Annotated in this window: 18 protein-coding genes; 8 read left to right on the forward strand and 10 right to left on the reverse strand. The window is 72.0% G+C overall.

Translation table 11 applies throughout. From position 1 onward, the window contains the following. Window positions 1–102: 102 nt before the first annotated feature. The gene (gene trpS / locus OOK38_RS09115; protein WP_266761945.1) at window positions 103–1116 is read right to left on the reverse strand and encodes a tryptophan--tRNA ligase; all 1014 of its coding nucleotides are present in this window, start codon (window positions 1114–1116) and stop codon (window positions 103–105) included. A gap of 145 nt (window positions 1117–1261) precedes the next feature. On the opposite strand from trpS, the gene OOK38_RS09120 reads away from it, so the two are divergent. The 4 genes from OOK38_RS09120 (at window position 1262) to OOK38_RS09135 (ending at window position 4320) form a co-directional block, all read left to right on the forward strand. Further along, a complete protein-coding gene (locus OOK38_RS09120; RefSeq protein WP_151470312.1) occupies window positions 1262–1831 on the forward strand; it encodes an RNA polymerase sigma factor in 570 nt (189 codons plus the stop codon). Further along, the gene (locus OOK38_RS09125) at window positions 1824–2735 is read left to right on the forward strand and encodes a hypothetical protein (RefSeq protein ID WP_266761943.1); all 912 of its coding nucleotides are present in this window, start codon (window positions 1824–1826) and stop codon (window positions 2733–2735) included. Before OOK38_RS09120 ends, OOK38_RS09125 begins: the two co-directional genes overlap by 8 nt. Before the next feature lie 138 nt (window positions 2736–2873). Further along, window positions 2874–3584 carry a hypothetical protein gene (locus tag OOK38_RS09130; RefSeq protein ID WP_266761941.1) on the forward strand — a complete coding sequence of 237 codons (711 nt, stop codon included), beginning with the start codon at window positions 2874–2876 and terminating at the stop codon, window positions 3582–3584. A gap of 82 nt (window positions 3585–3666) precedes the next feature. Further along, entirely contained in the window at window positions 3667–4320 is a 654-nt protein-coding gene (locus OOK38_RS09135) for a hypothetical protein (RefSeq protein ID WP_266761939.1), read from the forward strand. A gap of 94 nt (window positions 4321–4414) precedes the next feature. Here OOK38_RS09135 and OOK38_RS09140 read toward each other — a convergent pair whose 3' ends face one another. Then, a complete protein-coding gene (locus OOK38_RS09140) occupies window positions 4415–5860 on the reverse strand; it encodes a glycine hydroxymethyltransferase (protein WP_266761937.1) in 1446 nt (481 codons plus the stop codon). A gap of 404 nt (window positions 5861–6264) precedes the next feature. Between OOK38_RS09140 and rocD the strand changes: the two genes are divergently transcribed. Next, window positions 6265–7479 (forward strand): ornithine--oxo-acid transaminase, encoded by a 1215-nt coding sequence (gene rocD / locus OOK38_RS09145; RefSeq protein WP_266765815.1) that lies wholly within the window; start codon window positions 6265–6267, stop codon window positions 7477–7479. A gap of 29 nt (window positions 7480–7508) precedes the next feature. Here the strand turns inward: rocD and OOK38_RS09150 are convergent, their stop codons facing one another. Then, the gene (locus OOK38_RS09150) at window positions 7509–8693 is read right to left on the reverse strand and encodes a glutathionylspermidine synthase family protein (RefSeq protein WP_266761935.1); all 1185 of its coding nucleotides are present in this window, start codon (window positions 8691–8693) and stop codon (window positions 7509–7511) included. Window positions 8694–8815: 122 nt separating this feature from the next. Then, on the reverse strand, window positions 8816–9148 hold the full coding sequence (locus OOK38_RS09155) for a hypothetical protein (RefSeq protein ID WP_266761933.1): 333 nt from the start codon (window positions 9146–9148) through the stop codon (window positions 8816–8818). A gap of 131 nt (window positions 9149–9279) precedes the next feature. Here OOK38_RS09155 and OOK38_RS09160 point away from each other — a divergent pair, with 131 nt between their 5' ends. Next, window positions 9280–10152: a hypothetical protein gene (locus OOK38_RS09160; protein WP_266765814.1), complete on the forward strand. Its 873-nt coding sequence runs from the start codon at window positions 9280–9282 to the stop codon at window positions 10150–10152. A 294-nt stretch (window positions 10153–10446) separates the two neighbouring features. On the opposite strand, the gene OOK38_RS09165 is transcribed toward OOK38_RS09160, so the two are convergent. Then, entirely contained in the window at window positions 10447–11838 is a 1392-nt protein-coding gene (locus OOK38_RS09165; RefSeq protein WP_266761932.1) for a PLP-dependent aminotransferase family protein, read from the reverse strand. A 47-nt stretch (window positions 11839–11885) separates the two neighbouring features. Between OOK38_RS09165 and OOK38_RS09170 the strand changes: the two genes are divergently transcribed. Continuing rightward, window positions 11886–12446: a carboxymuconolactone decarboxylase family protein gene (locus OOK38_RS09170; RefSeq protein WP_266761931.1), complete on the forward strand. Its 561-nt coding sequence runs from the start codon at window positions 11886–11888 to the stop codon at window positions 12444–12446. A gap of 31 nt (window positions 12447–12477) precedes the next feature. After that, window positions 12478–13194 (forward strand): isocitrate lyase/phosphoenolpyruvate mutase family protein, encoded by a 717-nt coding sequence (locus OOK38_RS09175; protein WP_266761929.1) that lies wholly within the window; start codon window positions 12478–12480, stop codon window positions 13192–13194. Between the two features lie 101 nt (window positions 13195–13295). Here OOK38_RS09175 and OOK38_RS09180 read toward each other — a convergent pair whose 3' ends face one another. The 5 genes from OOK38_RS09180 to OOK38_RS09200 form a co-directional block, all read right to left on the reverse strand. Then, on the reverse strand, window positions 13296–14258 hold the full coding sequence (locus OOK38_RS09180) for an ABC transporter substrate-binding protein (RefSeq protein ID WP_266761927.1): 963 nt from the start codon (window positions 14256–14258) through the stop codon (window positions 13296–13298). A 1-nt stretch (window position 14259) separates the two neighbouring features. Next, a complete protein-coding gene (locus OOK38_RS09185; RefSeq protein ID WP_266761926.1) occupies window positions 14260–16200 on the reverse strand; it encodes a proline/glycine betaine ABC transporter permease in 1941 nt (646 codons plus the stop codon). Further along, window positions 16200–17336: a glycine betaine/L-proline ABC transporter ATP-binding protein gene (locus tag OOK38_RS09190; RefSeq protein WP_266765813.1), complete on the reverse strand. Its 1137-nt coding sequence runs from the start codon at window positions 17334–17336 to the stop codon at window positions 16200–16202. Before OOK38_RS09190 ends, OOK38_RS09185 begins: the two co-directional genes overlap by 1 nt. A gap of 254 nt (window positions 17337–17590) precedes the next feature. After that, window positions 17591–19120, reverse strand: coding sequence for a GMC family oxidoreductase (locus OOK38_RS09195; protein WP_266761924.1), 1530 nt, complete (start codon window positions 19118–19120; stop codon window positions 17591–17593). 198 nt (window positions 19121–19318) lie between these two features. After that, window positions 19319–20830 (reverse strand): aldehyde dehydrogenase family protein, encoded by a 1512-nt coding sequence (locus OOK38_RS09200; protein WP_266848326.1) that lies wholly within the window; start codon window positions 20828–20830, stop codon window positions 19319–19321. Window positions 20831–21009: the final 179 nt, after the last annotated feature.

Consider the following 21009-nt stretch of genomic DNA (forward strand, 5'->3'; position numbering starts at 1 on the left):
TCGCGCTCGTCTCGTACAGACTGCCGAGGGGGCTGTGGTAGGGGGCCGTGCCGCCACCGCGGGGCGGCCGGACGGCCGCGGGTACGGTGGCGGCCCCGGACGTCAGTGTTTGGCGGGCAGGAATCCGACGTTGTCGTAGGCCTGGGAGAGCGTCTCCGCGGCGACGGCACGGGCCTTCTCGGCGCCCTTGGCCAGGATCGCGTCGAGGGTCTCCGGGTCGTCCAGATACTGCTGGGTGCGCTCCCGGAACGGCGTCACGAAGTCGGTCATGACCTCCGCGAGGTCCGTTTTCAGCGCACCGTAGCCCTTGCCGGTGTACTTCTGCTCCAGTTCCCCGATTCCGGCCCCGGTGAGGGTCGAGTAGATGGTCAGCAGATTGCTGATACCCGGTTTCCCCTCCGTGTCATACCTGATGACCGTGTCCGTGTCGGTGACCGCGCTCTTGACCTTCTTGGCGGTCACCTTCGGCTCGTCGAGGAGATTGATGAGTCCCTTCGGCGTCGACGCCGACTTGCTCATCTTGATCGACGGGTCCTGGAGATCGAAGATCTTCGCCGTCTCCTTGAGGATGTACGGCTTGGGGATCGTGAACGTCTCGCCGAAGCGGCCGTTGAAACGCTCGGCGAGGTCGCGCGTGAGCTCGATGTGCTGGCGCTGGTCCTCACCGACCGGGACCTCGTTGGCCTGGTACAGCAGGATGTCCGCGACCTGGAGGATCGGGTACGTGAAGAGGCCGACGCTCGCGCGGTCGGCGCCCTGCTTGGCCGACTTGTCCTTGAACTGGGTCATGCGGGAGGCCTCGCCGAAACCGGTGAGGCAGTTCATGATCCAGGCGAGCTGCGCGTGCTCGGGGACATGGCTCTGGACGAAGAGCGTGCACCGCTCCGGGTCGAGACCGGCGGCGAGCAGCTGCGCGGCGGCGAGCCGGGTGTTGGCACGCAGGTCCGCGGGGTCCTGCGGAATCGTGATCGCGTGCAGGTCGACGACCATGTAGAACGCGTCGTGTGACTCCTGGAGAGCCACCCACTGACGGACGGCGCCGAGGTAGTTGCCGAGGTGGAACGAGCCTGCCGTGGGCTGGATTCCGGAGAGCACGCGAGGACTGTCAGAGGCCATGTTCACCATTCTCTCAGGTACAGGGGCCCGCTCCGGAACTGGCCGGAAACAGATGTGCCGCGGGTGGGAACCGATGGGCCGCGGGCGGTGTAGCAAGAGTGTGAGGACGCGGGAGGGGGGCCGCATCGTCGTCGACGAGGCCGTGGTGATCGCACGGGTACGCGCCGGGGAGCCGGAGGCGTACGCGGAGCTGGTCCGTGCCCACACGGGCATCGCGATCAGGGCGGCCAGGGCGCTCGGAGCGGGCGCGGACGCGGAGGACGTGGTGCAGCAGGCCTTCATCAAGGCGTACTGCTCGCTGGGGCGCTTCCGGGACGGCTCGGCGTTCAAGCCCTGGCTGCTGTCGATCGTCGCCAATGAGACGAGGAACACAGTGCGGACGGCGGTGCGTCAGCGGACGCTGGCCGGCCGGGAGGCGGCGCTGGCGGAGGCGGCGCCGCTGATACCGGAATCGGCGGACCCGGCGGTCGCGGCGCTGGAGTCGGAGCGGCGCTCCGCGCTGCTGGCGGCTCTGGAGCAGCTGAGCGAGGACCACCGCCTCGTCGTCACCTACCGCTATCTCCTGGAGATGGACGAACCGGAGACGGCCCAGGCCCTGGGCTGGCCGCGCGGCACGGTGAAGTCCCGGCTCAACCGCGCCCTGCGCAAGCTGGGCCGGCTGCTGCCCGCGTTCGAACCTCGGGAGCCTCGGGAAGGGGGTGACGAGCATGAGTGAGTCGTACGAGGACGGAGGCGCCGGCGGCGCGGAGTCCGGCCGCGAGCGGGCACGGCGAGCCCGTGCGGACGTCTCCCGGCTGCCGGACGAGCTGCGGGCGCTCGGGCGGTCGCTGGACCGCCCGGGGGCCGACGGCGACGAGTCGATGGTCGAGCGGGTGCTGGAGGACATACTCGCGATGGGGGTACCGCCCGCGCCTTCCGGGCGGCGGGAGGGGATCCCGCTGCCGCCGCCCGGGACTCCGGGGCCCCGCGAGCGGCTGCGCGCGGTGCGCCGCTGGACGCGGGCCCGCCGGCGGGCCCTCACCGCGGGCCTGTGCGGAGTGCTGGCGGTCCTCGTGCTCACGCCCCCGGTGCGGGCGGCGGTCGTCGACTGGTTCGGCTTCGGCGGGGTCGAGGTGCGCTACGACCCGTCGGCGGTGCCCTCGGCCGGAGCCCGGGTGCCGGGCTGCCCCGGGCCCTCGCTGACGTTGGAGCAGGCCGGGCGGCGGGCGGGGTTCGAGCCTCTCGTGCCCGACGCCCTCGGCGCTCCGGACGCGATCACCGTGACGCCCGAGCCGGGAGGACGGCTGCTGATGAGCCTGTGCTGGCGCGAGCACGGGCACACGGTCCGGATCGACGCGTATCCGGCGCGGCTGGACATCGGCTTCACCAAGACGGTCCGGGAGCCGCCGCAGTGGCTGCGGCTGGACGGCGACGAGGAGTTCGGCGATCCGGCGCTGTGGTTCCCGAAGCCGCATCTCCTGAGCTTCTGGCTCGTCGGCGCGGACGGCGGCCGCTTCACCCGCTCCGAGCGGACCGCCGGGCCCACGCTCCTGTGGATGCACGACGGCGACGTGACGCTCCGGCTGGAGGGAGTGGCCTCGAGGACCCGGGCACTGGAGATCGCCAGGTCGCTGAAGTAGCCGGGTTCGCCGTCTCCGGCACGGCTCGGAATTCGTGGGCGTCGGGTGGGAACCCCGGCCGGTCGGGCGGTGTACCAGATGTGACAGACGACGTGCGGGCGGACCGCACGTCGATCGGCCGGCCGGTTCGGGGGTTCCATGCGCAGACTTCGTGAACTGCTCACTACTACAGGGGTGTTGGTATCGGCTCTGGCGGTCGTGCTGCTGGCGGCACCGTCCGCCCTGGCCGGCGGACCGACGAGTGTGCTGCTGGTCTCGCCGGAGAGCGCGGAGAGCGCCGCGCTGTACCACTCGGACGAGGAGTACGGCGAGTTGATGCGGCTTCTGGGCGGGGCGGACTCGGACAGCCGCGAGGTGGAGCTGCCGGGGCTCGGCGCGGCCGACGGACACCAGCTCAATGTGACGTGGATGGCCCATGACGTGTCGCCCTGGCGGGTGGACCGCGTCTATCCGGACGCTTCGTGGAGCGAGGACGTCTGGATCAACACCACGACCGACATGACGACCATGAACAGCTACTGGCACAAGGCCCGGCAGCCGGCCGAGGTGCGGACGCTGCTCAAGAAGCTGGGAATCCTGGGCAGGCCGAAGGCGCAGGGCGCCGGAGGAATCCGCCCGGGTCCCTGGCAGACACCGGAGGGCACGAGTGCCGGTCCGTCGCCCACGCCCACGTCCACGTCCACGTCCACATTCACGTCCACCGCTCGGTCCCGCACGAGGACCGCCGCCGCGACCGGCGACGGCACCGACTGGTGGTGGGCGATACCCGGGGCGGCGGCCGGGGCCGTGCTGGCCCGGATACGACGGCCTCACAAGGGGGAGCCTCGACAGGAGCTGCGGGACGTGTGAGGTACCGGTCGGACGAGGGGGACCTATGAGGGGCCGGGTCGAACGGATCAGGAACGGGGTGCGGGTCCTGTTACTCGTGTCCATGGCATTGGCCGCGCTCGGCGCAGCACAGGCCCCTGCCTCGGCGGGTGCCTGGGAGCTCGGGAAGGGCGACAGCCCGGACATGGCCCTGGTGATCGCCGGTGACACGGGACGGACGACCACGCTGCACGCCGAGGAGCGGGACTTCGGACGGCTGTGGCGGCTGCTGTCGCCCCGGTACACGGGGACCGAGAGGGTGCCCGAAGCGTGGACGCACGGCCGATTTCCCGAGGTGCGGGTCACCGTGATCTGGGGGCTGACCGGTGTCGGGGGCTGGCCGCAGACCAGTCGGGCGCCCGGCGGCGATGTCGCCGTCGAGCGCCAGGACCAGGTGTTCCTCGCGCCGGACGGAACGCCGTGGGTGCGTTCGGATCCCTCGCCCGACGTGGTGGACGACGACATCCGCTGGCATCGGGCGCCGAGCGCGGTGTTCGGGCAACTGGCGGAGGAGGGGAAGCTGTTCGGTTCCCGGCCCGCGGCGGTGGCCGCCGTGGCGGCACCGGATGCGGTGGAGCGGGCACGGTGGGTGCTGCCCGGACTCGCGGTGGGCCTGGCTCTCGGCGTCGGCGTTCCGTGGTTCATACGCCGCGCGGCGGCCCGGCGCGAGGACGCGGGACCGCCGCGGGAGCCACGACAGGAGCTGATCGACTTGTGAGGACCGGACGGCCGAGTGCCTCGGGCCCGCCGGCCCGGGGCCGGTCCGGCCTCGGGCCGGTCAGACCCCGGGTCGGTCAGACCAGGCCCGTGCGTCAGCCGAGGTCGATCTCCGGGTAGAGCGGGAAGCCGGCGAGCAGGTCGGTGGCCCGGTGGGAGATCTCGTCGGAGATCTTCGCGTCCAGGACGTGCTGGGCCTTGGAAGGGGAGCCCTTGGCGGTGGTGCCGGCCTCGGTCGCGGTGAGGACACGGTCGATCAGACCGGCGATCTCGTCCATCTCGGTCAGACCGAGACCACGGGTGGTCAGCGCGGGGGTGCCGATGCGGATGCCGGAGGTGTACCACGCGCCGTTGGGGTCGGCCGGGATGGCGTTGCGGTTGGTGACGATGCCCGAGTCGAGCAGGGCGGACTCGGCCTGACGGCCGGTCAGACCGTAGGAGGAGGCGACGTCGATGAGGTTGAGGTGGTTGTCGGTACCGCCGGTGACCAGGGTGGCTCCGCGGCGCATCAGGCCCTCGGCGAGGGCGCGGGAGTTGTCGACGACGGCCTGGGCGTAGTCGCGGAACTCGGGGCGGCGGGCCTCGGCGAGCGCGACGGCCTTGGCGGCCATGACGTGGGGAAGGGGGCCACCGAGCACCATCGGACAGCCGCGGTCGACCTGCTCGGCGAGGGTCTCGTCGCACAGGACCATGCCGCCGCGCGGGCCGCGGAGCGACTTGTGCGTGGTGGTGGTGACGATCTGGGCGTGCGGGACCGGGTCGAAGTCACCGGTGAGCACCTTGCCCGCGACCAGGCCGGCGAAGTGGGCCATGTCGACCATCAGGGTGGCGCCGACCTCGTCGGCGATCTCCCGCATGATGCGGAAGTTCACCAGGCGGGGGTAGGCGGAGTAACCGGCGACGATGATCAGGGGCTTGAACTCACGGGCGGAGGTGCGCAGGGCCTCGTAGTCGATGAGGCCGGTGGCGGGGTCGGTGCCGTAGGAGCGCTGGTCGAACATCTTTCCTGAGATGTTCGGGCGGAAGCCGTGGGTGAGGTGGCCGCCTGCGTCCAGGGACATGCCGAGCATGCGCTGGTTGCCGAAGGCCTGGCGCAGTTCGGCCCAGTCGGCCTCGGAGAGGTCGTTGACGTTGCGGACGCCGGCCTTGGCGAGTGCCGGGGCCTCGACGCGGGCCGCGAGAACGGCCCAGAAGGCGACGAGGTTGGCGTCGATGCCGGAGTGCGGCTGGGCGTAGGCGTGCTCGGCGCCGAACAGTTCGCGGGCGTGCTCCGAGGCGAGGGCCTCGACGGTGTCCACGTTGCGGCAGCCGGCGTAGAAGCGGCGGCCGATGGTGCCCTCGGCGTACTTGTCGCTGAACCAGTTGCCCATCGCCAGGAGGGTGGCCGGGGAGGCGTAGTTCTCGGAGGCGATCAGTTTGAGCATGTCGCGCTGGTCGGCGATTTCCTGGCCGATGGCGTCGGCGACGCGGGGCTCCACGGCCCGGATCACGTCGAGGGCGCTGCGGAAGGCGGTGGACTCGGTGGAAAGGGGCTCTGGCATGACGGCCTCCGGACGTGGCGTTCAGCGTTCACGGGTCGGCCCAGGCGCACGGCACTCGGTTGCCACGACTCCTCGCCCGGACACTTCCGGGTCCCTCGGGGCGGCCTGTTTCTCCGTTCCGAGGTCCGGGGTCGCCCCCGGGAAGTCACAGCGTGGGTGCCGCTCCCCGATGGTCGGTCCCATCCCAGCGCGCCAGTCACGGCCCCGCCGGTCAGCCTACCGGGCGCGCCGGATCACCGGGGTCCCCGGTCCACCATGCGAGCGACGATAGGAAAGGGCCACAAGCCCGTCCCCGAGCGGGCATCACGTGCCAGCGCCCGGGGAGAACGCGCCGTGCGGCGTGCCGGGGAGGACCGCGCCGCTCCCCGCGCCGCTCGTCAGAGAACGGAGATCCCGTGACCGCCATGGATGCCAAGGAGACGACGGAGGCCCTCATCGCCTCGGCCGACGCGCACAGCGCGCACAACTACCACCCGCTGCCGGTCGTCGTGGCGACGGCGGACGGGGCCTGGATGACGGATGTCGAGGGGCGCCGCTTCCTCGACATGCTGGCCGGATACTCGGCACTGAATTTCGGTCACGGCAACCGGCGGCTGATCGAGGCGGCGAAAGCCCAGATGGACCGGGTGACGCTGACGTCGCGGGCGTTCCACCACGACCGGTTCGCGGACTTCTGCCGAGAGCTGGCGTCGCTGTGCGGCATGGAGATGGTGCTGCCGATGAACACCGGCGCGGAGGCGGTGGAGACAGCGGTGAAGACGGCCCGGAAGTGGGGGTACCGGGTCAAGGGCGTCCCCGCGGAGATGGCGAAGATCGTGGTCGCGGGCAACAACTTCCACGGGCGCACGACGACGGTCATCAGCTTCTCGACGGACCCGGAGGCGCGGGCGGACTTCGGCCCGTACACGCCGGGATTCGAGATCGTGCCGTACGGGGACCTGACGGCGCTGCGGGGGGCGGTCACGGAGAACACGGTGGCCGTACTGCTCGAACCGATCCAGGGAGAGGCGGGCGTGCTCGTGCCGCCGGCCGGTTATCTGCCGGCCGTGCGGGAGCTGACGCTGGAGCGCGATGTGCTGTTCGTCGCGGACGAGATCCAGTCGGGGCTGGGGCGGACCGGACGGACGTTCGCGTGCGAGCACGAGGGCGTGGTGCCGGACATGTACGTCCTCGGGAAGGCGCTCGGCGGCGGGGTGGTGCCCGTGTCGGCGGTGGTGTCGAGCGCGGAGGTGCTGGGGGTGTTCCGGCCCGGGGAGCACGGATCGACGTTCGGGGGGAATCCGCTGGCCTGCGCGGTGGCGCTGGAGGTGATCGCGATGCTGAGGTCGGGCGAGTACCAGCGGCGGGCGGCCGAGCTGGGTGAGCATCTGCACCATGAGCTGGGCGCGTTGAAGGACTCGGGTCATGTCACCGCGGTGCGCGGACGCGGCCTGTGGGCGGGCGTCGACATCGCCCCGGAGCACGGCACGGGCCGGGAGATCTCCGAGAAGCTGATGGACCGGGGTGTCCTCGTCAAGGACACCCATGGCGTCACCGTCCGGATCGCCCCGCCCCTGGTCATCGGCAAGGAGGACCTGGACTGGGGACTTGCCCAGCTGCGGGCCGTGCTGGGGGCGTAGGGACGGGGCCCGTCGCACCGGGCCGGCGGCTAGAGGATCACGTGGGGCAGGAAGCGGGCGTACTCGTCCGTGATCGGGCCCGACGACTCCCGGATGCCGAGGCCCGCCGACTCGTCCTCGACGACCCAGGCGCCGAGGACGACACGGTTGCCGTCGAAGGACGGGAGCGGTGCCAGCTCCTGGTAGCAGCAGGCCTCTTCGCGTACGACGGGGGCGGCGCCGGGTTCGTGGATCGTCACACCGGCGCCCTCGCGGCCGAGGAGGGGCTTGGCGACGTAGCCGTTCGTCCGGGCCAGCTCGCGGGGGCCGTCGAGGTAGGCGGGGAGCAGGTTCGGGTGCTCCGGGTAGAGCTCCCAGAGGATGGCGAGGAGGGCCTTGTTGGAGAGGAGCATCTTCCACGCGGGCTCGATCCACAGGGTCGTTCCGGTGCCGCCGCCGTTGTCGAGGGTGTCCAGGACGTGGCCGGCGAAGTCGTCGGAGGTGAGCCACTCCCAGGGGTAGAGCTTGAAGCAGCTGCGGATGAAGCCGAGCCGGTTGTCGACGAAGCGGCCGGAGAGGGGGTCCCAGCCGATCTCCTCCATGGAGATCCAGTCGGTGTCGAGGCCGGCCTGTTCCGCGGTCTCCTTCAGGTAGGCGACCGTCATCAGGTCCTCACCGAGCTCGTCGGCGGCGGAGTGCGCGAAGTAGAGGGGGCTTCCCGGCGGAAGGAGGGCACCCTGCTTCTTCCAGGCGGCGACGAGGCGCTCGTGCAGGGAGTTCCACTGGTCGGCGCCGGGGAAGCGGTCCTCCATCCAGAACCACTGCGGGCTCGCGGCCTCGACCAGCGAGGTCGGCGTGTCGGCGTTGTACTCGAGGAGTTTCGCCGGGCCCGTGCCGTCGTAGCACAGGTCGAAACGGCCGTAGACGGACGGGAGTTCGGCGCGCCGGTGCCAGGCCTCGGCGACGGCCGCCGCGACCCGCGGATCGTCGATGCCGAGGTCGGCGAAGCGTCCTCGCTCGACGATGTGACCGGCCGCCGCGAGGCACATGCCGTGCAGCTCCTCGACGACCTCCTCCAGCGCCTCCACCTCGGGAAGGGAGAAGGCGTAGTAGGCGCTCTCGTCCCAGTAGGGGCGCAGGGAGTCGTCGGGGTAGCGGGTGAGCGGGTAGACGAGTCCCTGCTCCTCGACGGTCTGCTGCCAGCCGGGGCGGGGGGCGATGGTGCGGCGTTCCATGGGTGCGTCGGTTCTCTGTTCGGCGGGTGGGGTGGGGCCGTTGCGCGGGGCGGAGCCGTTGCGTACACGGCGGACGCGCCGGGTTCGGCCCCTGGGGCGGGGGAGGACGACGCGCCCGCCGGTCAGCCGCCGGAGCCGCCCTTGCCGCCGCCGAAGCCGCCGCGGTGGACGCCGCCGCCCGAACCGCCGGAGCCGCCGGGCTTGGTGAAGGAGCCGCCGTCGATCCAGCTGCTCTTCTTGTTGCCGCCGTAGTACCAGACGCCGTTGGACGAGGTCTTGGTGGACTTGCAGTTCTCGTCGGCGACGACCTTGTAGCCCTTGCCGAGGTTGTAGCTGTCGCGGTCGACGCAGCGCTTGTCGGGGTCCGAGGAGCAGGCGGTGAGCGCCGCCGCGAGGAGGCCCATGCCGCCCAGGACGACCGTGCCCGAGCGCAGTTGGCGTCGTACGTCCGCCATGTCCGTTCCCCCGTTTGTTCTGTGCAGATCACGTTTTGGTTGAAGAGGAACAGACTAGGGATCGCGCACGGCCCCTCCGCGAGGGCCCCCCGAGAAGCACCGTCCCCTACAGTCGCTTCGTGCTCTTTGGAATGATCTGCGCCCTTGGCGCCTCGGTCTGTTTCGGTACGGCGACGGTTCTGCAGGCGATGGCCGCGCGGGCGGCGGGCGAGGACGGGACGGGCGGCGGGGCCGGTGGCGCGGCGGCACTGCTGCTGCGGGCGCTGCGGCAGTGGCGCTATCTGGCGGGACTGGGCCTCGACGGCGTCGGGTTCCTGCTGCAGATCATCGCGCTGCGGTCGCTTCCGATCTACGCCGTGGGCGCGGCCCTCGCCGCGAGCCTGGCCGTGACCGCGGTGGTGGCCTCGCGGCTGCTCCATGTGCGGCTGAGCCGGGTCGAGTGGGGCGCGGTGGCGGTGGTGTGCGCCGGGCTCGCGATGCTCGGGCTGGCGTCCGGGGCGGAGGGGGACCGGACGGGGTCCCTGGCGTTGAAGTACGCGGTGCTGGGGACGTCCGTGGCCGTCCTGGTGCTGGGGCTTCTCGGCGGGCGGCTGCCCGACCGGGGGCGGGCGCTCGCGCTGGGACTCGGGGCCGGGTTCGGGTTCGGCGTGGTCGAGGTGGCCGTGCGGCTGATCGAGGACCTCGATCCGGGAACGCTGCTGGCCAATCCGGCGACGTACGCGCTGCTGATCGGTGGCGGGGCGGCGTTCCTGCTGCTCACCACGGCCCTGCAGCGGGGTTCGGTGACGACGGCCACCGCCGGGCTGGTCATCGGGGAGACCATCGGGCCCGCGCTGGTGGGGGTGGTGTGGCTGGGCGACCGTACCCGCGAGGGGCTGACCTGGCTGGCGGTTCTCGGTTTCGCGGTGGCCGTGGCGGGGGCCTTGGCACTGGCCCGGTTCGGTGAGGCGCCGGAGACGTCGGCGGAGGCGCCGGCGGACGCGGAGGAAGCGCGGGAGGCGTGAGAGGGCCGCGTGGGCGCGCGGGAGGCGTGCGAGGGCCGCGTAGGCGCGCTCCCGGGGGTGGATCGAACGGAGCGCATCTCCGGAGCGGGAAGTCCCGGGGGGTGGGTCGTACTCGCCCAGGACCCGGCGGAGTAGGCCCGGCCATCCACGGGACCCTTGTCGGGATCCGGTGGATCGAGCGGAGCCGCATCTCCGGAGCGGGAAGTCCCCGGGAGAGGGTCGTGCTCGCCGAGGACCCGGCGGAGTGAGGCCCGGCCCTCGACGGAACCCCGTATCGGGATCAGGTCCCCCGTTTCAGGGAAGCGCGCGGCACAGCGCGTCCAGTGCGCCGGACCAGGCGTGGTCCGGCGGTGTGCCGTAGCCGACGACAAGGGCGTCCTGGGGCGGGGCGGAGGCGTCGGGGTGGCGGTGGCGGGAGAGGCCGTGGACCGCGAGGCCCTGCCAGACGGCGGCCTGGACGACCGACTGCTCGGTGCCCGGCGGAAGTCGCAGCACGGCGTGCAGCCCCGCGGCGATGCCGGTGGCGTGCACGGCGGGGGCGCGGGCGGCGAGCGCGGCGACGAGTGCGTCCCGGCGGCGCCGGTAGCGCAGCCGGGCGGCACGCACATGGCGGTCGTAGGCGCCCGAGGTGATGAACTCCGCCAGGGTGAGCTGGTCCAGCGCGCCGGTGGACCAACCGCCCTCCCCCTTCAGCGAGACGACCTCGTCCGCGAGGGACGGCGGCAGGACCAGCCAGCCCAGGCGCAGCCCGGGCGCCAGGGACTTGCTCGCGGTGCCCAGATAGACCACGTGCTCGGGGTCCAGGCCCTGCAACGCGCCGACGGGCTGGCGGTCGTAGCGGAACTCGCCGTCGTAGTCGTCCTCGAGGACGAGCCCCCCGGTGCGGCGGGCCCAGCCGACGACGGCGGCCCGGCGGTCCGGGTGCAGCGGCACGCCCATCGGGAACTGGTGGGCGGGGGTGAGCAGGACGGCTCGTACGCCCGTCATCCGGCTTGTGTCGGTGCCGAGTTCGTCGAACGGCAGGGGGGTCGTGCGCAGGCCCGACCGGTGCAGGAGGTTCCAGTGCACGTCCAGGCCGTACGACTCCACGGCGATGGAACGCAGACCCCGCTGCCGCAGGACCGTGCCGAGCAGCGTCAGGCCGTCCGAGAAGCCGGAGCAGATCACGATGCGGTCCGGGTCGGCGCGTACGCCCCGGGCGCGGGAGAGGTAGCCCGCGAGGGCGCTGCGCAGTTCGGGACGGCCGCGTGGATCGCCGTAGCCGAGGGCGTCGTGCGGTGCGCCGGTCAGGGCGCGGCGGGCCGCCTTGAGCCAGGCGGTGCGCGGGAAGGACGCGAGGTCGGGGCGGCCGGGGACGAGGTCGTAGGCCGGACCGCCCTGTTCGCGGCGGCGTGGGGCGGCCTCCCGCGCCGGTCGTACGACGGTCCGCTCGGCTACCCGGGTGCCCGAGCCCTGGCGCGCGGTGAGCCAGCCCTCGGCGACGAGGTCGGCGTAGGCGTCGGCGACCGTGTTGCGGGCGATGCCCAGGTCGGTGGCGAGCGAGCGGGAGGACGGCAGCCGGGTTCCGGGGGCCAGCCGGCCGCTGCGTACCGCCTCGCGCAGCGCCTCCGTCAGCCCCTTGCGGACGCCGGATCCGGTCGGCTCGACATGAAGGTCGACGCCGAGAGTGGCCCATGTTCTTGCCATGGAAATGGACCATACTCCTGGGCTACTCCCCTCGTAGGGTCGATCTCATGACGACGCAGGACACGACCACGCAGAACGCCACGACAACCGACACGAACGACACGAACGACACGAACGAAGGCGGGACCGCGCGGTACGCGCCCGAGCACGCCCCCCGACTGGAGTGGGCCAAACTCGCCCCCGACGTCTACAAGGCGATGGTCAGGCTCGACGCGGCGGCCCGGCGCGGGGTGGACCCCGTGCTCCTGGAGCTGGTGAAGATCCGCGCCTCGCAGCTCAACCACTGCGCGTTCTGCCTCGACATGCACACCAAGGACGCGCTCGCGGCGGGTGAGAGCGTGGAGCGGATCGTGCAGCTCGGCGCCTGGGAGGAGTCGCGGCACTTCTACACGGAGAAGGAGATCGCGGCGATCGAGCTGACCGAGGCCGTCACCGTGCTCACGGACAGGTTCGTGCCGGACGACGTGTACGAGCGCGCGGCCCGGCATTTCGAGGAGACCGACCTGGCCCAGCTGATCGCCGCGATCACCGTGATCAACGCCTGGAACCGGTTCGGCGTGACCTGCCGCATGGTGCCCGGCCACTACCAGGCGGGCCAGTACAAGTGACGGCCCGGCGCGACCCGGAGGGGAGTACGCGATGGTGACCAAGGCCGAGACGTTCGGGGCGCTGCACCACGGGCGCGTGCCGGGCGATCCGCTGGTGCTGCCCGGGCCGTGGGACGCCGCGAGCGCCCGGGTCTTCGTGGACGCGGGGTTCCCCGCGCTCGCCACGCCGAGTGCCGGGGTCGCCGCCTCGCTCGGGTACGCGGACGGGGAGACGCCCGCCGACGAGATGTTCGCCGCCGTCGCGCGGATCGTCCGGGCGGTCGACGTGCCGGTGTCGGCGGATGTCGAGGACGGCTACGGGCTGGCGCCCGGGGAGCTGGTGGAACGGTTGCTGGAGGCGGGCGCCGTCGGATGCAACCTCGAGGACTCCGAGGGCGGGGTCCTCAAGGACGCGGCCCGGCACGCCGACTGGCTGGCCGAGGTGCGGAGCGTGGCGGCGGACCTGCTCTTCGTCAACGCCCGTGTCGATGTCTTCGTGCACGGGGACGGAGACCCCGGTCAGGTCATCGAGCGGGCCGCGCTCTACGTCGCCGCGGGGGCGGACTGCGTGTATCCGATCGGGGCGCCGACCGACGTGCTCCCGCTGCTGCGGTCCGGCATCCGCGGGCCGGTGAACGTGTTCGCCGGGCTCGACGGGGTGCCGGCCGGCCAACTGGGTGAACTCGGGGCCACGCGGATCACGTTCGGACCCGGGCTGCAGCGCCGGGCGGCCGAGGCGCTGGGGGACATCGCGGCGAAGCTGAGGTAGGCCGCGGGGCGGGTGCCGCTGCAGCAGCGGGGCGGGTGCCGCTGCAGCAGCGGGGCGGGTGCCGCTGCTGCCGGCACCCGCCCCACCCCCACGTACGGCGGCTAGCTCGGAAGCCACGTCCGCCAGGTCGACGCGTGGCGGTCGACCCACTTCTTCGCCGCCTCCTGAGCCGTCAGCCTGTCGTTGGCGATCATCAAGGAGACCTCGTTCTGGTCCTCGGTGGTCCACTTGAAGTTCTTCAGGAAGGCGGCCGCCTTGCCGCCGGTCTTCGCGAAGTCGGCGTTGAGGTACTTCTGCAGCGGGGTGTGCGGGTAGGCGCAGGCGACCTTCGCCGCGTCGGCGTCGCAGCCCTCCTTGTAGGCGGGCAGCTTCACCTCGGTCATGGGGACCTTCTCGAAGAGCCACTGCGGGGAGTACCAGTACGTGAGGAAGGGCTTCTTCTCCTTCGCGAACTGCTTCATCTGCGTGATCTGCGCGGCTTCCGAACCGGCGAACACCACCTGGTAGTTCAGCTTCAGGTTGGTCACCAGGGCCTTGTCGTTGGTGACGTACGACGGGGAGCCGTCGAGGAGCTGTCCCTTGCCGCCGCTCTCGGGGGTGCGCATCCGGTCGGCGTACTTGTCGAGGTTCTTCCAGTCCGTGACGTCGGGGTGCTGCTTGGCGAAGTACGTCGGGACGTACCAGCCGATGTGCCCGGTCACTCCCAGGTCGCCGCCGGGCGCGATCGTCTTCTTGTCGTCGACGTAGCGCTTCTCCTGGTCGGGGTGGCCCCAGTCCTCCAGGATCGCGTCGACGCGGCCCTGGCTGAGCGCGTCCCAGGCGGGCACCTCGTCGACCTGGACGGTGTCGACGCGGTAGCCCAGCTCGTGTTCGAGCAGGTACTGCGCCACGCCCACGTTGGCCTGGGCGCCGACCCAGGACTGCACGGACAGGGTCACGGTCTTCGCGCCCTGGGCGTTCGCGAAGGGCGAGGCCTGCTTGGTCATGTCGGCGGCGCCGCAGCCGGTGAGCAGCAGCAGGGCCGATGCCCCGGCCACCGCCGTGGATGTCGTACGGAGTCGCATGTCAGGCTCCCTTCCTCACGCGGCGTTCGGTCGGCTGGGTCACCCGGTCGAGCATCAGGCCGAGGCAGACGATCGCGGCGCCCGCCACCAGACCGGTGGCCAGGTCGCCCTGGGCGAGGCCGAACACGACGTCGTAGCCGAGCGCGCCACCGCCGACCAGACCGCCGATGATGACGACGGCCAGGACCAGGACGACGCCCTGGTTGACGGCGAGTTGCAGTGCCGGGCGGGCCAGCGGCAGCTGGACCTGGCGCAGTTGCTGCGCGGGGGTCGCGCCGAGGGAGCGGGCGGCCTCCAGGGCCGCCGGGTCGACGGCGCGCAGGCCCTGGGTGGTGATGCGGACGACGGCGGGCAGCGCGTACACCACGGCGGCGGCGACGGCGGGTGCGCGGCCGACGCCGAACAGCGCGACCACGGGGATGAGATACACGAACTGCGGCATGGTCTGGAAGACGTCGAGGACGGGCCGGAGCAGCCGCTCGAAGCGTTCACTGCGGGCGGCCGCGATGCCGACGGCGAAGCCGATCACGAGGGTCACGGCGACGGCCGCGAGGACCTGCGACAGCGTGTCGAGGGACGGCTTCCACACGCCTAGCACGCCGATCGCGGCCATCGCGAGGACGGCGGTGAGCGCGGTGCGCCAGGTGCCGATCAGCCAGGCCAGGGCGGCGACGATCAGCAGCACCGACCACCAGGGCAGCCACTGCAGGCCGTCCCGGACGGGGTCGAGGACCCAGGTGGTGAAGTGGCCCGCCCAGTCGGCGGTGCCGCCGATGTAGGGGACGCCCGAGTACAGGTGGTCGGTCATCCAGTCGACGGCGCTGTTCACCGGCTCGGCGATGCCGACGACCCACGCATCGGGCCAGTCCAGCCGGCCGGCGAGACGTCCGGCGACCGCGACAGCCACCGCGGCGACCGCCCCGTACAGCCAGGGGGTGCTCGTACGGGCCTCGCCGAGGCGTTCGCCCGCCGCGCCCGTGACGCGGTCGAGGACGACGGCGAGGAGCACGATCGGGATGCCCGCGGAGAGGGCGGCGCCCACGTCGACGGAGGCGAGGGCCTGGTAGACGCGGTCGCCGAGACCGCCGGCGCCGATCACGGAGGCGATGACGGCCATGGACAGCGCCATCATGATCGTCTGGTTGAGGCCGAGGAGGAGTTCGTTGCGGGCCAGCGGGAGGCGGGCGGTGAGCAGGCGCTGGCGGGCCGTGGCGCCGAGGGAGGTGACCGCCTCCATCACGCCTGCGTCCGCGTCGCGCAGGCCGAGCGCGGTGAGGCGGGCCATCGGCGGGGCGGCGTAGACGACGGTGGCGAGCACGGCCGCGGGCACGCCGATGCCGAAGACCAGCACGACCGGCAGCAGGTACGCGAAGGCCGGGAGCACCTGCATGGTGTCGAGGACGGGGCGCAGCGCGCGGTGGGTGCGGTCGGAGAGCCCGGCGGCGAGGCCGAGCAGGGCGCCCAGCACGACGGAGGCGAGCACGGCGACCACCATGACCGCGAGGGTCTGCATGGTGGGCACCCACATGCCGAGCAGTCCGCAGGCGAGGAACGCGGCGCCGGTGCCGAGGGCGAGACGCACGCCTGCCGCGCGCCAGGCCACGAGCGCGGCCACGGCGGTCACTCCGGCCCAGCCTGCCGCGAGCAGCAGCAGATAGACGCCGCGCACGGAGAGGACGACGGCGTTGCTGACGTAGCCGAAGAAGTACAGGAACAGCGGGTGGCTGTCGCGGTTGTCGATGATCCAGTCGCTGGCCTTGCCGAGCGGTTCGGTCAGGTCGACGGTGAGGGCGTGCGGCCAACTGCCGCCGGCCCAGCGGGCGTCGGCGAGCGGCACGAGCACCGCGGCGACGACGGCGAGCAGCAGGAGCTTGCCGACGGCGGGGTGCCGGAGGCGGGCGGGCAGGACGCTGCGGGGAACGGATGCGGTGACCGCGGCCATCACACCGCCTCCTTCCGCGGGTCCGCCCCGGCGCGTGGGTCCGCCCCGGTCCTTGCGTCCTGGCCGGCGGTCAGGTCCGATCCGGCGACGACGGCGAGCAGCCGCTCGTGGTCGACGACGCCGAGGCAGCGGCCGTCCTGGACCACGCAGGCGGCCCGCCCGCTGCCGGAGACGGCCTTGATGGCGTCGGCGACCACGGTGTCGGGGGCGAGCGCACCGGGGTGGCCCGGTCCGCCGCAGTCCCCGGCCCGCATGGCCGTGCGCACGGTCATGACCTGCTCGCGGGGCACGTCACGGACGAACTCGCGGACGTAGTCGTCGGCCGGGGAGCCGACGATCTCCTCGGGGGTGCCGAGTTGGACGATCCGGCCGTCGCGCATCAGGGCGATGCGGTCACCGAGGCGCAGTGCCTCGGTCAGGTCGTGGGTGATGAAGACCATCGTGCGGCCCTCCTCGCGGTGCAGCCGCACGACCTCCTCCTGCATGTCGCGCCGGATCATCGGGTCGAGCGCGCTGAACGGCTCGTCGAAGAGCAGGACCTCGGGGTCGACGGCGAGCGCGCGGGCCAGCCCGACACGCTGCTGCTGACCGCCGGACAGCTGTCCGGGCCTGCGCTGCTCCATGCCCTCCAGGCCGACCTTGGCGACGACCTCGGCGGCCCTCGCCCGGCGTTCCTCACGCGAGATGCCCTGGATCTCCAGGCCGTAGGCGACGTTGTCGAGCACCGAGCGGTGCGGCAGCAGACCGAAGTGCTGGAAGACCATGGCGGCGCGGTGGCGGCGCAGTTCGCGCAGCCGGACCTTGTCCATCGCGATGACGTCCTCGCCGTCGATCGCGAGGCGGCCCGAGGTGGGCTCGATCAGCCGGGTGAGACAGCGCACCAGCGTGGACTTGCCGGAGCCGGACAGGCCCATGACGACGAAGACCTCGCCCTTGCGCACGTCGAAGCTGACGTCGCGGACGGCGGCGGTGCAGCCGGTGGCGGCGCGGAGCTCGGCGGCGTCGAGCGCGGCGAGTTCCGGGTCACCGGGGACCCGGTCGGCCTTCGGACCGAAGACCTTCCACAGGTTGCGCACGGAGAAGACAGGCTCGGTCTCCATGCCGGACTCGGTTCCGTTGCCGGACTCGGTCTCCATGCCGGACTCAGTTCTGTCGTCGGACTCGGTCTCCATGCCGGACTCAGTTCTGTCGTCGGACTCGGTCTCCATGCCGGACTCAGTTCTGTGGTCGGACTCATTTCCCTTGCCGGGCACGGCGGTTGCCGAACCGGCAGCCGCACGGGCGCCGGTCACCGTGCCGTCGGGCGTGGCGGCCATCGTGCTGTCGTCCGTGGCGGACGTCGTGCCGTCAGGCATGGCGGACATGTCGTTCCCGTCGGTGGTCGTACTCATCACGCACCGCCCCCGATCAGATCAGCGGCCTTCTCGCCGACCATGAGCACCCCGATCATCGGATTCACGGCGGGCATGGTCGGGAAGACGGAGGCGTCGGCGATCCGGATGCCGTCGAGGCCGCGGACGCGCAGCTCGGGGTCCACCACCGCGAGTTCGTCCGAGAGCTCGCCCATCCGGCAGGTGCCCGCCGGGTGGTACACGGTGTGCGCGACCTGGCGTGCGTACGCGCTGAGTTCCTCGTCGTCCGTGATGCCGGGGCCGGGGCACACCTCGCGCTTGAGCCAGCCGGCGAGCGGCTCGGCCTGGGCTATCTCGCGGGCGATCTTGATGCCGTCGACGAGGGTACGGCCGTCGTAGTCGTCCTCGTCCGTGAAGTACCGGAAGTCGAGGGCGGGTTTGACGGCCGGGTCGGCGCTGGTCAGGTAGAGACGGCCGCGGCTGCGGGGCTTGGGGATGTTGGGCGTCATCGAGACGCCGTGCGCGGGGCGTTCGTAGCCGAGGCGCTCCGGGTTGTCCGTGAAGGGGATCTGGTAGAAGTGGAACATCAGGTCTGGGCCCTGGTGTTCGGGGTCGCGGCGTACGAACAGACCCGCGTCGGAGTCCATCGCGGAGTTCTCCGGGATCGGCCCGTTCGTCTCCCAGACGATCACCGACTCGGGGTGGTCGAGCAGGTTCTCGCCGACGCCCGGCAGATCGTGCACGACGGGGATGTCCAGCTCCTCCAGGTCACCGGCGGGTCCGATGCCGGAGTGCAGCAGCAGGCGCGGCGAGTCGACGGCGCCCGCGCAGAGCAGGACCTCGTTCTTCGCGCTCACGAGCACCTCGTCGCCGTCCTTCGTGCGGACGTGCACGCCCGTGACCCGGGTCCCGTCGAGTTCCAGCTTGTACGCCCAGGTCTCCAGCAGGAGCGTCAGGTTGGGGCGCTCGTCCATCACCGGGTGCAGGTACGCCACCGAGGCGCTCGACCGCTTGTTGTTCTCCGGGTGGTACGCGAGGTCGAAGAAGCCGACGCCCTCGGTGAACGGCTGCCGGTTGAAGCCCTCGACGCGCGGCACGTCGAGCGCGGACCGCGCGGCGTCCACGAAGTCGCGGGCGATGGCGTTCCGGTCCTTCTCGTCGACCGGGACGATGTTGTTGAGGAGCCGCGCGTAGTACGCCTCCATCGGCACAGCGCCCCAGCCCTTGGCACCGGCCGCCTCCCACTCGTCCCAGTCGGACGGCAGCGGCTTGAACGCGATCAGCGTGTTGTGCGACGAGCAGCCGCCGAGCACCCGGGCGCGGCTGTGCCGGATGTGCGAGTTGCCGCGTGGCTGCTCGGTGGTCGGGTAGTCGTAGTCGAGTTCCCCGCCGAGCAGGCCCATCCAGCGGCGCAGGGTGAGGACGTCGTCGCGGCCGACGTCGCTGGGCCCGCCCTCGATGACGGCGACGGTGACGTCGGGGTTCTCGGTGAGGCGGGACGCGATCACGGAGCCCGCCGTGCCGCCGCCGATGACGACGTAGTCGTACGTGTTCTCGTGCTGGGACATGAAGTGGTACTCCAAGGTGCCTTGTGCGGTGGGGGGTTGGAGGAAGGGGGCGACGCGGGGACGGGGGACGGAGAGGAGCCGGGTACGGGTTCGCGCCGGGCGGCGGCTCGGGGTCGTCACCCCAGGTGGAGTGGCCGACGGGCGCCCGCCGCACGGCCGTTGACCCGCGGGTCGGCGAGCGGGACCGGCCGGGCGGTCTCAGCCGGCGAACCAGCGCACGGGCTTCGGCGCGAGGTTCTGGTAGACGTGCTTGGTCTCGCGGTACTCGGCGAGCCCGGCCGGGCCGAGTTCGCGTCCGACACCGCTCCTGCCGAAGCCGCCCCACTCCGCCTGCGGGAGGTAGGGGTGGAAGTCGTTGATCCAGACGGTGCCGTGCCGCAGCCGGCCCGCGACGCGACGGGCGCGGCCGGCGTCGGCGGTCCAGACGGCGCCCGCGAGGCCGTACTCGGTGTCGTTGGCGAGGGCGACGGCCTCGTCCTCGGTGGAGAAGGTCTCCACGGTCAGGACGGGCCCGAAGACCTCCTCGCGGACGACACGCATGCCGCGGTGGCACTGGTCGAGGACGGTCGGCTCGTAGAAGTACCCGGTGGCGGGACGGACACCGGACGGCTCGGGCCGCTTTCCGCCGGCGCGCAGCACCGCGCCCTCGGCCAGGGCGGAGGCGACGTACTCCTCGGTCTTCGCTCGCTGCTGCTCGGAGACGAGCGGGCCGCACTCGACGCCGTCCTCGGTGCCACGGCCGAGCCGGACGGCGCCGGCCCTGCGGGCGAGTTCGGCGACGAAGCGCTCGCGCACGGACTCCTCGACGATGAGCCGTGAACCGGCCGAGCAGACCTGGCCGCTGTGGATGAAGGCGGCGTTGAGGGCCTGGTCGACGGCGGTGTCGAAGCCTTCCTCGGTGGCGCAGGCGTCGGCGAAGACGACGTTGGGGTTCTTTCCGCCGAGTTCGAGCGCGACCTTCTTGACCGTGTCGGCGGCGGCGCGCGCCACCTTCGTACCGCTGGTGAGTCCTCCGGTGAAGGACACGAGATCGACATCGGGGTGTTCGGCGAGGCGGGCGCCGACGGTGTGGCCGGGGCCCGTGACGAGGCCCGCGACACCGGCGGGCAGCCCGGCCTCGGCCAGCAGACGGAGCAGCGCGACGGTGGTCAGCGGGGTGATCTCGCTCGGCTTGACCACGAAGGTGTTGCCCGCGGCGAGGGCCGGAGCGATCTTCCAACTGGCCTGGAGGAGGGGGTAGTTCCAGGGTGTGATCAGCGCGCAGACGCCGACGGGCTCGTGCACGACGACGCTGTGGATGTCGGACGATCCGGCGTCCACCACGCGGCCGCCACCCTCGCCCACGACGAGGTCGGCGAAGTAGCGGAAGGCGTCGGCGACGCAGTCGATGTCGACGCGCCCCTCTTCCAGGGTCTTGCCCGCGTCCCGGCTCTCCAGCAGGCCGAGTTCCTCGCGGTCGCGGACGAGGAGGTCGGCGACGCGGCGCAGCAGGGCGGCGCGGTCGGCGACGGGGGTGTGCGGCCAGGGGCCCTCGTCGAAGGCGCGGCGGGCGGCCGCGACCGCGAGGTCCGTGTCCTTCTCGTCACCCTCCGCGACCACGGCGAACGGCTCGGCATCGGCGGGGTCGAGGATCTCGCGCGTCGCGCCGGAGAGCGCCGCGCGCCACTCGCCGCCCACGTGGATGGTCTGTTCTGCCTGGTGTCCAGCCATGATCGGTGTTGCCTTCCGTTCCTGTTCGATGCCCCTGTGTCACGCGTGTGTCACTCCCGGGAGCCGTGAGCACCTGCCCCCCGACCCCGGATGCATGCACAATCCGTCACCAAAAGTGCGCCGGGTCACTGACAAATCCCCCACAACACGGCCAGACCGGTCGATGGATACCGATGGAC

The sequence above is a fragment of the Streptomyces sp. NBC_00568 genome (assembly GCF_026341855.1).
GTDB lineage: Bacteria > Actinomycetota > Actinomycetes > Streptomycetales > Streptomycetaceae > Streptomyces.

Excerpts from the sequence above, each read along its gene's own strand:
- trpS (WP_266761945.1), bottom strand. The coding sequence starts at position 1,116 with ATGGCCTCTGACAGTCCTCGCGTGCTCTCCGGAATCCAGCCCACGGCA.
- OOK38_RS09125 (WP_266761943.1), top strand. The coding sequence starts at position 1,824 with ATGAGTGAGTCGTACGAGGACGGAGGCGCCGGCGGCGCGGAGTCCGGC.
- OOK38_RS09130 (WP_266761941.1), top strand. The coding sequence starts at position 2,874 with ATGCGCAGACTTCGTGAACTGCTCACTACTACAGGGGTGTTGGTATCG.
- OOK38_RS09135 (WP_266761939.1), top strand. The coding sequence starts at position 3,667 with ATGGCATTGGCCGCGCTCGGCGCAGCACAGGCCCCTGCCTCGGCGGGT.
- OOK38_RS09140 (WP_266761937.1), bottom strand. The coding sequence starts at position 5,860 with ATGCCAGAGCCCCTTTCCACCGAGTCCACCGCCTTCCGCAGCGCCCTC.
- rocD (WP_266765815.1), top strand. The coding sequence starts at position 6,265 with ATGGATGCCAAGGAGACGACGGAGGCCCTCATCGCCTCGGCCGACGCG.
- OOK38_RS09150 (WP_266761935.1), bottom strand. The coding sequence starts at position 8,693 with ATGGAACGCCGCACCATCGCCCCCCGCCCCGGCTGGCAGCAGACCGTC.
- OOK38_RS09155 (WP_266761933.1), bottom strand. The coding sequence starts at position 9,148 with ATGGCGGACGTACGACGCCAACTGCGCTCGGGCACGGTCGTCCTGGGC.
- OOK38_RS09160 (WP_266765814.1), top strand. The coding sequence starts at position 9,280 with ATGATCTGCGCCCTTGGCGCCTCGGTCTGTTTCGGTACGGCGACGGTT.
- OOK38_RS09165 (WP_266761932.1), bottom strand. The coding sequence starts at position 11,838 with ATGGCAAGAACATGGGCCACTCTCGGCGTCGACCTTCATGTCGAGCCG.
- OOK38_RS09170 (WP_266761931.1), top strand. The coding sequence starts at position 11,886 with ATGACGACGCAGGACACGACCACGCAGAACGCCACGACAACCGACACG.
- OOK38_RS09175 (WP_266761929.1), top strand. The coding sequence starts at position 12,478 with ATGGTGACCAAGGCCGAGACGTTCGGGGCGCTGCACCACGGGCGCGTG.
- OOK38_RS09180 (WP_266761927.1), bottom strand. The coding sequence starts at position 14,258 with ATGCGACTCCGTACGACATCCACGGCGGTGGCCGGGGCATCGGCCCTG.
- OOK38_RS09185 (WP_266761926.1), bottom strand. The coding sequence starts at position 16,200 with ATGGCCGCGGTCACCGCATCCGTTCCCCGCAGCGTCCTGCCCGCCCGC.
- OOK38_RS09190 (WP_266765813.1), bottom strand. The coding sequence starts at position 17,336 with ATGGAGACCGAGTCCGGCAACGGAACCGAGTCCGGCATGGAGACCGAG.
- OOK38_RS09195 (WP_266761924.1), bottom strand. The coding sequence starts at position 19,120 with ATGTCCCAGCACGAGAACACGTACGACTACGTCGTCATCGGCGGCGGC.
- OOK38_RS09200 (WP_266848326.1), bottom strand. The coding sequence starts at position 20,830 with ATGGCTGGACACCAGGCAGAACAGACCATCCACGTGGGCGGCGAGTGG.